The sequence below is a fragment of the Streptomyces sp. NPDC040718 genome (assembly GCF_055593565.1).
On sequence record NZ_JBVIXO010000008.1, the window covers coordinates 63,786 to 78,375 of the forward strand.

Here is a 14,590-nt window from a genome sequence, read left to right on the forward strand (position 1 = left end):
CGTGAGTGAGGACCCGGTGGCCCGGCGGCCACCGGGTCCTCGCGCGGGCTGTCACATTCCGCGGCTCCCGTCTGTCTCCTGGGCGAAGGCACCCCACGCGGAAGGACATCCACCATGAGCACGATCCTCGTCACCGGCGGCACCGGGAACCTCGGGGCACTGGTCGTCGACCGGCTGCGCGGCCGGGGGCAGGAGGTCCGGGTCCTGAGCCGGTCGTCCGCCGAGTACCCGGTCGACCTGCGGGACGGCAGCGGGCTGGACTCGGCGATGGCCGGCGCGCGGGTGGTGGTGCACTGCGCCAGCTCGCCGCGCGGGGGCGACGACGTCGCCGCCCGGCACCTGATCGAGGCGGCCCGGCGCAGCGGGACCGTCGGCAACATCGTCTACATCTCCATCGTCGGGGTGGACGTGGTGCCGTTCGGCTACTACCGGACGAAGCTGAGGGTGGAGGGGATGCTGGAGGGGTCCGGGCTCGGGGTCACCATCCTGCGGACCACCCAGTTCCACGACCTGGTGGCCCAGGTGACGGCCACGGCGGCGAAGCTTCCGCTGGTCCCGCTGCCCAAGGGGGTGCGGGTGCAGCCGATCGCGGCCGAGGAGGTCGCGGACCGGCTCGCGGAGCTGGCCGTGCCGGCCCCGGCGGGCCGGGTCCCGGACATGGGCGGCCCCGAGATCCGCACCCTGCAGGAGTGGGGCCGCGCCTACCTCGCGGCGACGGGCAGCAGGCGGCGCGTGGTCACGCTGCCGCTCGCGGGGAAGGCGTACGCGGGCTTCCGGCGCGGCGGGAACCTGGCCCCGGCCCAGGCGGTGGGCCGGACCACCTTCGGGGAGTTCCTGGAGCGGCGGGGGTAGGCGGCGGGCGGCCCTCCGGCCGCCGGGGCCCTCTGCCCCCTCAGCCCCCGAACAGGTCGTCCTGGGCGGCCTCCCGCGCGGCCAGGCGGGCGCCCTCCAGGACGGCCGGGCCACCGAGGGCGGTGGCGCGGACCTCCGTCGGGACGGGGGTCAGGACGGCCAGGCGGTCCGCGACGCGGGCGGCGAGACCGGGGCCGCCCGCGCGGCCGAGCTCCCCGCCGAGGACCACGCAGCCCGGGTCCAGGACGGCGGCGACGGCCGCCGCCCCGAGGGAGAGCCGCTCGGCGAGGGCGTCGAGGAAGGCCTCCCCCGCCGCGCCGGCCACGGCCTCCTCCACCGGGCCGGTGAAACCGTGCTCCGCGGCCAGGGCGGCCACCGCCGCGCGCGCGGCCAGCGAGTGGAACCCGCCGCCGCAGTCCGTGGCGGAGGGCAGGCCGGCGGTCCCGGGGACGGGGAGGAAGCCGATCTCGCCGGCCCCGCCGGAGGCGCCCCGGCGCAGCCGCCCGTCCAGGACGACGGCGGCGCCGACGCCCGCGCCGAGCCACAGCAGCACGAAGGAGTCCAGGTCCCGGGCGGCGCCGACGCGCTGCTCGGCGAGGGCCGCCAGGTTGGTCTCGTTCTCCACCACCACCCTGGCGGGCAGGGTCTCCTGGAGGGCGGCCACCAGGTCCCGGTGCCAGGCGGGCAGGCCGGCGGTGTCGCGCAGTTCGCCGCCCGCCGGGGCGACCAGGCCGGGCGCGCCGACGACCACCGTGTGCAGCTCCCGGGCGCCCGCCTCCCGGGCCAGCCTCGCCAGCCGGGCCACGGCCTCGCCGACCGCGTCGACGGGCAGGGAGGCGCGGGCCAGGGGGTGTCCGAGCAGGTCGGTGACGACGGCGGTCGCGCTGTCGGTCCGTACGTCCAGGGCGGCCAGGTGGGCGCGGCCGGCGACGATCCCGTACAGGCGGGCGTTGGGGCCGCGGCGCTGCTCGCCGGACTCCCCCACGACCTCGATCAGCCCGGCCTCGCCGAGCCGTTCGACGAGGTCGGCGACGGAGGGGCGGGACAGCCCCGTGAGCCGCTTGAGCTGGGCCGCCGTCAGGGGCCCCTCCTCCTGGAGGAGTTCGAGGGCGAGGCGGTCGTTGATGGCCCGGGCCGTGCTCGGCGAGGCGGGGGACGGCGCGGCCGTCGCGGCGGGGGTCAGCACCTTGGCAGGGGTCACGGCGCCCATCTTAGGGAGGGAAGGGCTCTAACTATCAGGCAGGCTCCCTGATAGTTTACGTCCCATGACCGGGGACCCCGACCTCAGCCCGGCGCGCCTGCGCCACGCCCGCTTCGCGATCGCCGCCGTCTTCTGCGTCCACGGCGCCGTCACCGGCTCCTTCGCCACCCGCATCCCCTGGATCCAGGAGCACGCCCAGCTCGGCGCGGGCACCCTGGGCCTGGCGCTCGCCTTCCCGGCGCTCGGCGCGGCGCTCGCGATGCCGCTGGCCGGGCGGATCAACCACCGCTTCGGCGCCCGCGCCGCCCTGCGCGGGCTGCTGGCCCTGTGGACCCTGTCGCTGGTCCTGCCGGGACTGGCCCCGAACCTGTGGACCCTGTGCGGGGCGCTCTTCGTCTACGGGGCCACCGCCGGGATGTCGGACGTGGCGATGAACGCCCTCGGCGTGGAGACGGAGAACCGGCTCGGCCGTTCGATCATGTCCTCGCTGCACGGCATGTGGAGCGTGGGCGCGCTGCTGGGTTCGGCCGCCGGTACGGTCGCCGCGCACGCGGGTGCCGACGCCCGGCTCCACCACCTGGTCGCGGCGTCGACCCTGACCGCCGCCGGGCTGGTCGCCGTACGCGGGGTACTGGACCTGCGCGCCGAGCACGAGGAGGAGGCCCCGCCGCGCTTCGCCCGGCCCCCGAGGACCGCCCTGCTGATCGGTGGGGTGGGCTTCTGCGCGGTCTTCGCGGAGGGGGCGAGCCTGGACTGGTCGGCGGTGTACCTGCGGGACGTCCTGGGCTCCGCGGCCGGTCCGGCAGCCGCCTCCACCACCGCTTTCGCGCTGACCATGGCCCTGGCCCGGCTGGCCGGGGACCGGGTGGTGGACCGGTTCGGGGCGGTGCGTACCGTACGGGCGGGCGGGGTGCTGGCCGTCGCGGGCGGGCTGGTGGTGGTCGGCGTCCGGGAGCCGGCGGCGGCCATGGCGGGCTTCGCGCTGATCGGGCTCGGCATCGCGGTGGTGGTGCCGCTGGCCTTCGCGGCGGCGGCGCGCAGCGGGCCTGCTCCGGCGCAGGCCATCGCCGGGGTGGCGACGATCACGTACACCTCGGGGCTGATCGCGCCGTCGGCGATCGGGGCGGTGGCGGACGCCAGCTCGCTGGTGGTGTCGTTCGGCCTGGTCACCCTGCTGGCGTGCGCGCTGACCGCGGGGGCGGGGGTGCTGCGGACCGGGCGGGTCCCGGGCGCGGCCGGTCCCGCCAATCGGGACGAACCAGCCCCTATCCGGCCGTAATATATCCGCTGGCCCGCTGCGGTGATCTCTGTGGTGATCTACCTGCAAGCGGCCAGGATCCTTGATCGGCCGACGGAACGGAAGTGGTGGGACATGGGCTTCGGCGTGCGCTGGACCCTGCACGGAGACGGGCGGACGCCCGCTCCCGGCGCGGTGGTGCGGCCCGAGGAGCGGCTGTCGTGGCCGCGCACCGCCGGACTCGGCGCCCAGCACGTCGTGGCGATGTTCGGCGCCAGCTTCGTCGCCCCGGTCCTCATGGGCCTGGACCCGAACCTGGCGATCATGATGTCGGGCATCGCGACGGTGATCTTCCTCCTGGCGACGCGCGGCCGGGTCCCCTCCTACCTGGGCTGTTCGCTCTCCTTCGTGGGCGTCGCGGCGGCGATCCGGGCGGGCGGCGGGGACAGCGCGGTGGTCACGGGCGCGGTCTTCGCCGTCGGCGCGGCGCTGTTCCTGGCGGGTCTGGCCGTCCAGCGGTTCGGGGCGCGGATCATCCACGCGGCGATGCCGCCGGTGGTGACGGGCGCGGTCGTGATGCTGATCGGCTTCAACCTGGCGCCGGTGACGGCCTCGACGTACTGGCCGCAGGACCAGTGGACGGCGCTGCTGACCATGCTGTTCACCGGGCTGGCGGTGGTGTGCCTGCGCGGTTTCTGGTCGCGCATCGCGATCTTCCTGGGCCTGGTGTTCGGGTACGCGGTCTCCTGGGTCTTCGACCTGCTCTTCGGCAAGATCCACTCCACGGTGGGCGGGCCCGAGGCCGTGGACCACTGGCGGCTCGACCTCTCCGGCGTGGGCGAGGCGGACTGGATCGGACTGCCGTCCTTCCACGCGCCGTCCTTCGAGTGGTCCGCCATCCTGATCGCGCTGCCGGTGGTGATCGCGCTGATCGCCGAGAACGCCGGGCACATCAAGGCCGTCGGCGAGATGACCGGCGACCCGCTCGACGACAAGCTCGGCACCGCCATCGCCGCCGACGGCGCGGCGTCGATGCTGTCGACGGCGGTCGGCGGCCCGCCGAACACCACGTACTCCGAGAACATCGGCGTCATGGCCGCCACCCGCGTCTACTCCACGGCCGCCTACTGGGCCGCGGCCGGCTTCGCCCTGCTCTTCGGCCTCTGCCCCAAGTTCGGGGCCGTCGTGGCCGCGATCCCCGGCGGGGTGCTGGGCGGCATCACCGTCATCCTTTACGGCATGATCGGCCTGCTCGGCGCGCAGATCTGGCTCAACGGGCGGGTGGACCTGCGCAATCCGCTGAACCTGGTGCCGGCCGCGGCGGGCATCATCATCGGCGTCGGCGGGGTCAAGCTGCACTTCACCGACAGCTTCGAGCTGGGCGGCATCGCGCTCGGCACGATCGTGGTGATCACCGGCTACCACGCGCTGCGCTACTTCGCCCCCGCGCACCTGAAGGAGCAGGAGCCGCTGCTGGACTCCGGCACGTCCGACTACGACGCGGACACCGACGCCGGGGGCGACAAGCGGGGTTGACGGTCCTTCGCCCGAACCGGCGAAGCGCACGGCCAAGTTCCCCGCGCGGGCCGTCCCGGCTGGGACGCTGCCTTGCATGGAAGCGGTACTCGCGCGGATGCGCGCCCTCGACGAGCGGCTCCCCGCGCAGGACGGTGTGGCCGTCTTCAACCGGGTGTACATGACCGTCACGCAGACCCTGCACCGGCGGATCGGCCAGGGCGAGTTCCCTGCGCCCCGGCGGGCCGAGACGCTGGCCGTCCGGTTCGCGGAGCGGTACCTGGCGGCGGTGGAGGCGGACCGGGCCCCGGCCTGCTGGCGCCCGCTGCTCCAGTACCGCCGCCACCCGGGCGTACGGCCGCTCCAGCACGCGCTGGCCGGGATCAACGCCCACATCGGGCATGACCTGGCCCTCGCGGTGGTGTCCGCCTGCCGCGCGCTGGACTGCCCGCCGACGGCGCTGGAGGCCGACTTCCACCAGGTCGGCGACACCCTGGTCTCCCTGGAGGAACGCATCCGGGAGGACCTGATGCCGGGCCCGGACCTGCTGGAGGTCGCCGACCCGCTGACGCACCTGCTGGGGTCGTGGAGCCTGGAACGGGCCCGGGCGGGCGCGTGGGCGTCGGCGCGGCTGCTGTGGACGCTGAGGCGCTCGCCGGATCTGGCCGAGGAGTTCGAGGAGTCCCTCGACGCCGGTGTGGGGCTGGTGGGCCGCTGCCTCCTGACCCCGACGGCCCGCCGGTCCGCTGCGCGGGGCTGCCCGTCCGGCTGGTGACGCCGGCCGGCTTCCGCCGGGCCTCCGGGCGGGGGCGCCGCCGCGGGCCCGGGGCCCTGCGGGGCTGTCCCCCACCCGCCCTTCCACCGTTCCCCGGGCTGCGCCCGGACCCCTCCTGGGGGCTCCGCCCTCAGACCCTCCCCCAGCCACCGCTGGGAGGTGCCCCCAGCGCCTCAGTCGCCGGCGGGGCTGAGATCGCCGGCCACCCGAACCGGCCCCGCCCCGCACCCGACGGCCGGAGGCCGGCGCAGCGGGCCCGAAGCCCGGGAGGCGCCCCGGCGCCGAGCGGTGCGAGGCCGCGTCGGAAGGGGCTAATCCTCCGGGAGCTCGACCGGGGCGATCTCGTCGAAGACGTCACCCGGGCCCGGGTTCGCGGCGTCCGTGGAGCCGCCCAGGTGGTGCATGACGCCCCAGACGGCGTTCAGCGCGGTCTGGACCGCTCCCTCGGCCCAGCCGGCCGTCCAGGAGATGTCGTCGCCCGCGAGGAAGATGCCGCGCTTGTCCTCGGGGAGGCGGTCCTGCATGAAGTGCGTGTACAGGCGCCGCTGGTAGCGGTAGTGGCCCGGCAGGTTGGCCTTGAACGCGCCCATGAAGTAGGGCTCGTTCTCCCAGGACACGGTCACCGGGTTGCCGATGATGTGGCGGCGGATGTCGACCTTGGGGTAGATCTCGCCGAGGGACTTCAGCATGACCTCCATCCGCTCGTTCGCGGACAGCGGCAGCCACTTCAGGCTGTCGTCGCACCAGGTGTACGACAGGCAGATCACGGCCGGCTGGTCCGGGCCGTTGTCCAGCAGGTAGGTGCCGCGGGTCATCCGGTCGGTCAGCGTCATCGACATGACGTCGCGGCCGGTCTCCTCGTCCTTGTCCAGCCAGAACGGGCGGTCCACCGGGATGAAGAGCTTCGAGCTCTCCATGTAGTGGGTGCGCTCCATCGCCGTCCAGTGGTCGATCGGGAAGAGCGTGTCGTCGCACGCGATCTTCGACAGCAGCATCCACGACTGGGCCGTGAAGATCGCGGCGCGGTAGGTGCGGATGTCGCCCGACGCGTCGGTGACGGTGATGCGGTTGCCGGCCGTGCGGTGCAGGCGGGTGACCGCCGGGCGCGGGGTGCCGTCGTGCAGCGAGGACAGGGACGTGCCCTGGGCCCAGTGCAGGATCTTCTCGGGCTCGCGCTCCCACAGGCGCATCGGCAGCTGCTGCGAGCCGCCGACGATGCCGCGGTGGTGGTCGTCCGCCTCGGTGTAGACGACGCGGAGGATCTCCAGGATGGAGTTCGGGAAGTCGGTGTCCCAGCCGCCGGTGCCGAAGCCGACCTGGCCGAAGATCTCGCGCTTGCGGAAGGACTTGAAGGCCTCGGACTTGCAGAGGAAGCCGTAGAAGGTCTCGTCGTCGAGCTTCTCGACGAGCTTCGCCCAGATCTCGCGGATGCGCGGGACGTCCCGCTCGCGCATGGCGGTGTTCATGTCGGAGAAGTCGGCGCCCTCGTCGAGGCAGGCGTTCCACGCGGCGGCGACGTCGCGGTAGACCTGCGGGAGGTCGGCGATGGTCTCGGCGTAGTGGGTCTCGCCCTTGAGGTCCACGACCGTGGAGGGGGTGGCCTCGGACAGCGGGTTCGGGAAGGGCTGGGTCTGCAGGCCCACGAGGTCGATGTAGTGCTGGAGCGCGGTGGAGGACGGCGGGAAGCGCATGGCGCCCATCTCCGCGGTCAGGCCCTCGGTGCCGGCGCCCTCGAAACCGACGGTGCGCAGGCGGCCGCCGATCTGGTCGGCCTCGTACACGACGGGCTTGAGGCCCATCTTCATCAGCTCGTAGGCGGAGATGATGCCGGACAGGCCGCCGCCGATGACGGCGACCTCGGTGCCGTGCTCGGTCGCCGGTATCTGGCCCAGGCCCGCCGGGTGGGCGAGGAAGTCGTCGTAGGCGTACGGGAAGTCCGGCCCGAACATGGTGATCGGGGGCTGGCCGTCGCTGTGCGGAACGGCGGTGGTGGGCACCGTGGACGTCATGGGGGCACGTCTCCTTGCGGCAGAACAGGCGGGGCGGGGAGGGCGGGGGCGGTGCTGGGGCTCAGACGAGGGAGGCGTAGAGCCCGGGGCGGCGGTCGCGCAGGTACGGGTTGTTCTCGCGGGAGGCTTCCAGGAGCTCCGGGTCGACCTGCCCGAACACCATTTCCTCGCCGCGGCCGGCCCGGGTACGGGTGACCCCGTCGGGGCTGGCGAGGCAGCTGAGGCCGACGAACTCGAACTCGCCCTCGGGGCCGGTCCGGTTGACGTACGCGATGTACATCTGGTTCTCGAAGGCCCGTACGGGAACCAGCTGTTCGGCGACGAACTGGAAGGGGTGCATCTGCGCGGTCGGGACCAGGAGGAGGTCGGTCCCGGCGAGCGCGTGCGCCCGTACGTTCTCGGGGAACTCCACGTCGTAGCAGATCATGATGCCGACGCGGAGGCCGTTCAGGTCCGCCTGGACGACGGGGGTGTCGCCGGGGGTGAAGGCGTCCTGCTCGAAGCAGCCGAACAGGTGGGTCTTGCGGTAGTTCGCCAGCCGGGCGCCGTCGGGGCCGATCAGCTGCGCCGAGTTGTAGACGGTGTCGCCGTCCCGCTCCGGGTAGCCGTACAGGACGGCGATCCCGTGGCGGCGGGCGATGCCCGCGATGGCGTGGGCGGACTCGCCGTCGGCCGGTTCGGCGTACCCCGGCACCTCCTGGAGGTCCAGCGCGTAGCCGGTCAGGAACATCTCCGAGGTCACGAGGAGCCCTGCCCCGCCCTGTGCGGCGCGCGACGCGGCCTCGTCGAGCCGCTTCAGGTTCTCGGCGGTGTCGCCGAGCCGTCCGGAGCTCTGGAGGAGTGCGGTGCGCAGCGGGGGCATGGGCGTACCTCTGTGACAGGTGGGGTGGGGGTCGTAAAACGGTACGTTCGCGCGTTCGACCGGGACAAGCCGTGAGCGTTGCGCTGGGCGCATCGATTCGTTGCGCGTTCCGGCGGATGTGCGGCGATTCGTTGCGCGGGGGGTTTCCGGGGGCTCCCGGGGCGGTGCGGGGGCCGGGGCGGGACCTGACGGTCGCGGGAAAAGCGGCTGCTCAGCCGGGCCCTGCGGGCTTACCCTGCGGCGACCGCCAAGGCCCTCAGGAAGGATCCCGCACCGACATGTCCGCCGAGAATCCCGCCTCCCCGCTCGACAACCCGGTGTGGGCCTCCCTGAACGGCGCGCACCACGCCTTCGCCGAGTACTCGGGGAGCGGGGCCGCGCGCTACCTGCCGGCCGCCAATCCCTTCGCGGCACTCGCCGACCCGGAGGACCCGGCTTCCTGGGCGGATCTGGCGGCGCTGGTCGGTCCCGGCCAGGAGGTGTGGCTGACGGGGCTGCCGACCCCGCCGGCGGGCTGGGAGACGGTGGCCGTCGTGCCCGGGGTCCAGCTGGAGGGCCGGGCGGTGCGGGGCGAGCACGCGCCGGACGCGGTCCGGCTCGGGCCGGCCGACGTGGAGGAGATGACGGCCCTGGTGAAGCTGACCGAGCCGGGTCCCTTCCTGCCCCGCACGATCGAGCTGGGCACCTATCTCGGGATCCGGCACGAGGGCCGGCTCGTGGCGATGGCCGGGGAGCGGATGCGGCCGCCGGGCTGGACCGAGATCAGCGCGGTGTGCACCCACCCGGACTTCCGCGGCCGGGGCCTGGCGGGCCGGCTGGTGCGGTCGGTGGCGGCCGTGGTCCGGGACCGCGGCGACCTGCCCTTCCTGCACGCGGCGGCGGGCAACACGGGCGCGGTCCGGTTGTACGAGGCGATGGGCTTCACCCTGCGCAGGGAGCCGGTGTTCATCGGCGTGCGCTCCCCGAAGTAGTAGACGATCTTCCGTAACACGCTTTAACACGGGGTTCATTGAGTACCGCCGGAGTTGCCCGTAGCGTCGGCGGTACGGGAGCGCGGGCGGCGGAAGGGCGGCCGTGGCGATGAACACGCAGCAGATCAGCGGTCGTCCGGACCGCCGCCGCGCTCCCGGTTCCCCGGCGGCGGGTTTCAGTGGGCGGCGAGCGGTCAGACGCGGAGCGAGGCCACTGAAAGGAGCCGCCATGACCGACCTCTCGCGCCTGCCCGGCGCCGCCCTCCACCACTGGCAGTGGCAGTCCCGGGCCGCCTGCCGCGCGCTCGGACCCGGCCGTTTCTTCCACCCCGCCGGTGAGCGGGGGGAGGAACGCGACGACCGGGACCGGGCGGCGAAGGAGGTCTGCGCCGGCTGCCCGGTCCGCGCGGCCTGTCTGGAGCACGCCCTGCGCACCCGTGAGCCCTTCGGCGTCTGGGGCGGGCTGACGGAGGAGGAGCGCCGCGCGCTCACCGGCCCCGCCGCCCGCCCGCTTTCCATGTGACCAGCGCTGCGTGACTACCGCTGCCGCTCTGCCCAGGCGCGGGCGAAGAGCTCGTGCGGGGGCAGCGGTGCGAGCAGGCGCAGCAGCGGCGGGTGGAGCGTCGTACCGGAGGCCGGCGCGAGGTGCGCGGCCAGCTTGGCGTGTTCCACGGGCAGGTGCGGGGCCTTGAGCTCGGTCCACTGGCCCGGGGCGAACAGGGTGCGGCCCGCGCGGGCCCGCTTGCCGCTCTCCACCGCACCGGAGGCCGCCAGCTCCGCCTGGGCGGCCTTGTGCCGGGCGGCCGTCCAGCCGTTCCAGCGGCGCACGGCGCGGTCCGTCGGGCGGACAAGGGCCAGCAGCTGGAGGTACAGGGCGGCGGCGTCCGCGCCGACCCCCAGGGACGCTGCGGCCTCCGCGACCAGCTCGGGGGCGCTCAGGGCCGGGTTCGCCTCGTAGCCGCCCTGGGGCACCGGGGTGTCGGCGGCGCGGGCGGCCAGCCGGGCGAGGCCGTCGAGGAGGTCCCGGTGCCGGCGCAGGACGGTCAGCAGGTAGCCGTCCCGGACGGTGGCGGCGATCCGCTCGGCCCGCTCCGTCCGTTCCGGGTCGGCGAGGGCGGCCACCCGCAGGAAGGCGTCCCCCCTGGGCACGGCCACCACGAACACCCCGTCGTCGAGGGCCGTGGAGGTGCCGGCGGCGCCCTCCCACAGCGGCTGGGGGCAGGGCAGTACGGGCCCCTCGTACGGGGTGAACGCCGGGTCGGCCTCCGCGATGCCGGCCAGCTCCTTGAAGAAGGCGCCGAGGGGGACCAGCGCGCCCGGGCCGTCCAGCTGGGCCCGCAGCCGCCCGTAAAGGGCGAGGGCGCCGCGGGCTCCGGGGTCGCCGACGGGCCGTTCCGTCAGCGCCCAGGCGATGACGGAGGCGGCCGTGTGGTGGGCGGGCTCGGAGCCGACCGGGTCCCCGATGGTGCCGTCCGGCCCGCTGTGGCGGAGGTGGATGCCCCCCAGGCGGTCCCCGACGAGTACGAGGCCCTCCTCGCCGAACGGCGCGTCGGCCGGGACCCGCCCGGCGGGCAGGGCCCGGGCCCAGGGCAGGGGCAGGCCCAGCTCGGCCTCCAGGGCGGCGGCCAGCTCCTCGTCCACCTGTTCCTCGGCGCCCAGCAGCCCGGTCCACACGGCGGCCATCCGCTCGGCGGCCCGGACGGTCCCGCCCGGCTCCCACAGCTCGGCCACGTCCTGCGGCAGGCCGGCGGCGAGGACGGCCCGCAGGCCCGCGTCGCCGAGGGCGCGGCAGAGGGCGTCGTACTCCCGGGCCAGGGGCTTGCCGGCCTTGAACGGGGCGGAGGCCAGCAGCTTCAGGTGGTCGCGGTCCCCTTCCCGGGCCGGGAACCCTGCGAGGACGAGGCGTGCGACCGGGCTGCGCACTCCGGTCAGCCGGACGAACGCGTCCACCGCTGCCGGATCCGCCGCCAGCGGGCCCCGTTCGGCGAGCAGCTCCAGCAGCCGGGGCAGGCGTACGGAGTCCTCGGCCCCGACGGTGGTGGTCACGCAGTCCTCGGCGCCCTCGGGGGCGGGGTCGGCGGCCCGCTGGACGAACCAGGCCGGGCCGTGGCGGACGGCGCCGGAGGCCAGGGTGTGCCCGGCGGCGCGGAGGGCGGCCAGCGCCTCCTCCCCGGCCCGGCCGGTCCGCCAGGTCCCGCCCGCTTCGGCGAAGGGCTGCCCGCTCCAGGTTTCCAGCAGTGCGGCCAGCGCCGTCCGCTGCTCGTCGGGGGTGGTCGCGGCGGCGGCGCGCCAGGCGACGGCGCCGATGCCGCCGAGCAGCGGCTCCCAGGTCTCGGGCGCGGCGGGCCGGGCCAGGACGCGGGCCTCGTCGTCGATCTCGCCGCGCAGGTGGCGCCCGTCGGCGGCGACGGCGGTGAGCATCGCGGGGTGCGGAGCGGGCGCGGGCTCGTCGTAGCGGCGGTGGCGGTGGGGGACGAGGCGGTACAGGGCGGGGGCGAGCACGGAGTCGGGGACCTCGGTGCGCAGCGAGACGACCGGCCCGGCCCGCATGACGGCGACCCGGCGGGCGAGCTCGCGCAGCCTGCGCAGGACGTCGGCGGCGAGCCGGGCGGCCCGGTCGGCTCCGGCGGCGATGCGGGGTTCGAGGCCTCCGGGCAGGGCGGGGGCCGGGTCGCCCGCGAGGGCGGCGTCGAGCAGGGCGCGTACGGCGGTGTCGCCGACGGTGCGCAGGGTTTCGGAGGAGGTCGCGCAGCGGGGGGTGAGGAAGTGCCAGAAGGCGGGTGGCGGGACCGGGCCGGCGCCTTCGCCGAAGCCGGGGGTGCGGCGCCGGTCGGAGCCGGGGAAGCCGTGCACCTGCCAGAGGAGGGAGTTGTCCTCGGCGGAGTGGCAGCGGATGGCCTCCTGGCCGACGAGCACGCCGTCCTCGCCTCCCCGGGGCATGCGCACGATGGCCCAGGGCTTGCGGCCCAGGCGGCGGCTGCGGTAGGAGGCGCGGCGGCCGTCGACGCCCTCCAGTTCGAAGCGGGTGGGCGAGGGGCCCGGGTACGGGGTGTGGTTGAGGACGCGGAAGCCGGTGAGGCGGCCGTCCTGGCCGAGCGGGGAGGCGGGGGCGCCTTCGGGGAGGGCGGCGAGGGTCTGGCAGGAGGACGAGAAGGGCTGCGTGCCGGGCGGGAGTTCGGCGAGGGTGTGGAACTCCGGCGGCGCGGTGTCCGCGAGGACCTCGCCGGTCTCCGGGTGGACGCGGGTCAGGGACTGCCCGTACCGGTGGCCGACGCCGCCGGAGCTCCAGTAGTGCCGGCCGTCGGCCATCTGGGAGTCGTACGAGCCGATGCCCTCCCGGCCTCCGGGGCGCAGGACGCGGCCGCCCTCGTGGCGGCCGCCGCCGTCCGGGGTCTCGAAGTGGTAGCCGAGGCCGCCCTGGATCATGCCGCCGTAGCGGCGCAGGCCGAGCTGCTGCTCGGGCTCGAAGACGTCCTCGGGGCGGTCGGCCCAGAAGGCCCGGTCGCCGAAGGAGGCCTCGGGGGTGGTGCCGAAGCCGACGAGGAAGGCGCCGCCGACGTAGTGGACGGTGTGCGCGGTGGCTTCCTCGGGGAGCCGGAAGGAGCAGGAGGCGCGGGGGCCCGCGTGGTCGACGGCCACGGCACGGTCGGGCCCGTAGACGGTCAGCAGCGGCCAGGTGCAGGTGACCCCGGTGACGGCGGCGGGGCCGCCGAGGCCGGAGACGGCCTCTTCCAGGGCGGGCCAGCCGTACTCCTCGGGCAGTCCGGCGCGCAGGGCGCGCGCGAGCGGGCCGGTGAGGTCCAGTGCGGCGAGGGCTTCGTCGATGCCGTCCAGGGCGCGGGCGGTGGGCCGGTCGAGGAGGGCGGCGAGCTCGTCGACGGCCTCGTCGGCGGCTCCGAGGCCGCCGCCGCGCAGGGCTCCGAGGAGGGTCTCGACGCGGCCGTGGACCTCGGCGGCGATGCCGGCGTTCTCGGGGAGGCGGCTGATGGCGGTGCCGGAGCCGCGCAGTGCGGCGTGGACGGTGCCCTCCAGGCGGGGTCCGAAGACCGGGTGGGCGGCCAGGGCCTTGAGGTCGCGCCGGGAGCGGCCGTCCCAGAAGACCAGTTCCACTGCGACGCCGGGGTCCGCGACGGCGATGCCTTCGGCGAGGCAGGCGTCGAGGAGGTCGGCGTCGAGCCCCCGGTAGGTGTAGCGGTCCTCGTGCAGCCGCAGCGGGCTGTCGGAGGCCCGCAGGCGGGGGGCGAAGAGGGTGAGGAGTTCGAAGAGTTCGGCGGGCATGGGCTGGCGCATGACGCCGCTGCCGCTGCGGCCGTGGGCGTAGCGGCCCGCGTACCGGGAGAACCATTCGGTGAGGCCGCCCTCGGGGGCGATCCGCCCGGCCGCGGCGGCCTCGGCGGCGCCGCAGCCGAGGAGCAGGCGCAGCCAGGAGGAGGCGTCGCCTCGGCTCTCGGGGAAGAGGTCGAGGAGCAGGGCGGCCACGTCCTCGGCGGGGGCGTGGGCGGTCAGCAGGGGGGTGGCGGCGTCGAGCAGCCGGTCGGGGACTTCCTTGCCGCGGGCGGCGGCGAGTACGAGGCCGAGGACGCGGGCCTCCTCGGCGGCGTCGAGGCCGGCGGCGCGTGCCGAGAGCCGGACGCGTCGGGCGAGGTCGGCGGGGAGGTCGCCGGGTGAGGCGGCCCAGGCGCGCAGGACCCGTACGTACTCCTCGTGCGCGGCGGCGGGCTCCAGGGCCTCGGCCAGCCAGGCCTGGTGGCCGCTGAGCTCGGTGGCGGGCAGGGCCCCGGCGCGGGCGAAGAGCAGGACGTTGCCGCGGTGCCAGTCGGGGTCGACGGGGAGGCGGTGGGTGCGCTCGGCCTTGCGGGCCAGGGCGTAGGCGCGGGCGGCGGAGCGCAGGTGCCAGGCGATGAGCTTGTGGCCGATGGTGTCCCAGAACCAGGGCAGGTGGGCGGGATCCAGTTCCCGTACGCGCCGCTCCAGGCCGTCCACGTAGCGGCCGGGCTTCTCGTAGGCCCGGTGGATCGTGCCGAGGGCCTCGTCGAGCAGCGCGGCGGCGGCCGGCCCGGAGGCGGGGTCGTGCGCGCGGGCCCAGTCGGGGTAGACGGTCGAGAGGTGCGGGTCGGCCGGCGGCTGGATCTGGATCTTCATGCGCCCGATGGTGGCACGCCCCGCCG

The 14,590-nt window shown here is 75.4% G+C and carries 10 protein-coding genes; 6 read left to right on the forward strand and 4 right to left on the reverse strand.

The window, feature by feature from the left end:
- The first annotated feature begins 114 nt into the window (after positions 1-114).
- Positions 115-852, forward strand: a complete 738-nt coding sequence (locus tag ACZ597_RS20965) for an SDR family oxidoreductase (protein WP_471332182.1) — start codon at positions 115-117, stop codon at positions 850-852.
- 40 nt (positions 853-892) lie between these two features.
- Here the strand turns inward: ACZ597_RS20965 and ACZ597_RS20970 are convergent, their stop codons facing one another.
- Positions 893-2,062 (reverse strand): ROK family transcriptional regulator, encoded by a 1,170-nt coding sequence (locus ACZ597_RS20970; RefSeq protein WP_471332185.1) that lies wholly within the window; start codon positions 2,060-2,062, stop codon positions 893-895.
- 55 nt (positions 2,063-2,117) lie between these two features.
- Between ACZ597_RS20970 and ACZ597_RS20975 the strand changes: the two genes are divergently transcribed.
- The 3 genes from ACZ597_RS20975 (at position 2,118) to ACZ597_RS20985 (ending at position 5,580) form a co-directional block, all read left to right on the forward strand.
- A complete protein-coding gene (locus ACZ597_RS20975) occupies positions 2,118-3,332 on the forward strand; it encodes an MFS transporter (RefSeq protein ID WP_471332188.1) in 1,215 nt (404 codons plus the stop codon).
- Positions 3,333-3,425: 93 nt separating this feature from the next.
- Entirely contained in the window at positions 3,426-4,826 is a 1,401-nt protein-coding gene (locus tag ACZ597_RS20980; protein WP_471332191.1) for a uracil-xanthine permease family protein, read from the forward strand.
- 76 nt (positions 4,827-4,902) lie between these two features.
- On the forward strand, positions 4,903-5,580 hold the full coding sequence (locus tag ACZ597_RS20985) for a DUF5995 family protein (RefSeq protein WP_471332194.1): 678 nt from the start codon (positions 4,903-4,905) through the stop codon (positions 5,578-5,580).
- A gap of 311 nt (positions 5,581-5,891) precedes the next feature.
- On the opposite strand, the gene ACZ597_RS20990 is transcribed toward ACZ597_RS20985, so the two are convergent.
- Complete coding sequence (locus ACZ597_RS20990; RefSeq protein ID WP_471332197.1) at positions 5,892-7,589, reverse strand: flavin monoamine oxidase family protein; 1,698 nt, start codon at positions 7,587-7,589, stop codon at positions 5,892-5,894.
- 61 nt (positions 7,590-7,650) lie between these two features.
- Positions 7,651-8,451 carry a carbon-nitrogen hydrolase family protein gene (locus ACZ597_RS20995; protein ID WP_471332200.1) on the reverse strand — a complete coding sequence of 267 codons (801 nt, stop codon included), beginning with the start codon at positions 8,449-8,451 and terminating at the stop codon, positions 7,651-7,653.
- A gap of 278 nt (positions 8,452-8,729) precedes the next feature.
- Here ACZ597_RS20995 and ACZ597_RS21000 point away from each other — a divergent pair, with 278 nt between their 5' ends.
- Together ACZ597_RS21000 and ACZ597_RS21005 are read left to right on the forward strand one after the other, a co-directional pair.
- Positions 8,730-9,422 carry a GNAT family N-acetyltransferase gene (locus ACZ597_RS21000; RefSeq protein WP_471332202.1) on the forward strand — a complete coding sequence of 231 codons (693 nt, stop codon included), beginning with the start codon at positions 8,730-8,732 and terminating at the stop codon, positions 9,420-9,422.
- Positions 9,423-9,651: 229 nt separating this feature from the next.
- Entirely contained in the window at positions 9,652-9,945 is a 294-nt protein-coding gene (locus ACZ597_RS21005; RefSeq protein ID WP_471332205.1) for a WhiB family transcriptional regulator, read from the forward strand.
- Between the two features lie 14 nt (positions 9,946-9,959).
- Here the strand turns inward: ACZ597_RS21005 and ACZ597_RS21010 are convergent, their stop codons facing one another.
- A complete protein-coding gene (locus tag ACZ597_RS21010) occupies positions 9,960-14,564 on the reverse strand; it encodes a hypothetical protein (RefSeq protein ID WP_471332208.1) in 4,605 nt (1,534 codons plus the stop codon).
- Positions 14,565-14,590 lie beyond the last annotated feature (26 nt).

Excerpts from the sequence above, each read along its gene's own strand:
- ACZ597_RS20965 (WP_471332182.1), top strand. The coding sequence starts at position 115 with ATGAGCACGATCCTCGTCACCGGCGGCACCGGGAACCTCGGGGCACTG.
- ACZ597_RS20970 (WP_471332185.1), bottom strand. The coding sequence starts at position 2,062 with ATGGGCGCCGTGACCCCTGCCAAGGTGCTGACCCCCGCCGCGACGGCC.
- ACZ597_RS20975 (WP_471332188.1), top strand. The coding sequence starts at position 2,118 with ATGACCGGGGACCCCGACCTCAGCCCGGCGCGCCTGCGCCACGCCCGC.
- ACZ597_RS20980 (WP_471332191.1), top strand. The coding sequence starts at position 3,426 with ATGGGCTTCGGCGTGCGCTGGACCCTGCACGGAGACGGGCGGACGCCC.
- ACZ597_RS20985 (WP_471332194.1), top strand. The coding sequence starts at position 4,903 with ATGGAAGCGGTACTCGCGCGGATGCGCGCCCTCGACGAGCGGCTCCCC.
- ACZ597_RS20990 (WP_471332197.1), bottom strand. The coding sequence starts at position 7,589 with ATGACGTCCACGGTGCCCACCACCGCCGTTCCGCACAGCGACGGCCAG.
- ACZ597_RS20995 (WP_471332200.1), bottom strand. The coding sequence starts at position 8,451 with ATGCCCCCGCTGCGCACCGCACTCCTCCAGAGCTCCGGACGGCTCGGC.
- ACZ597_RS21000 (WP_471332202.1), top strand. The coding sequence starts at position 8,730 with ATGTCCGCCGAGAATCCCGCCTCCCCGCTCGACAACCCGGTGTGGGCC.
- ACZ597_RS21005 (WP_471332205.1), top strand. The coding sequence starts at position 9,652 with ATGACCGACCTCTCGCGCCTGCCCGGCGCCGCCCTCCACCACTGGCAG.
- ACZ597_RS21010 (WP_471332208.1), bottom strand. The coding sequence starts at position 14,564 with ATGAAGATCCAGATCCAGCCGCCGGCCGACCCGCACCTCTCGACCGTC.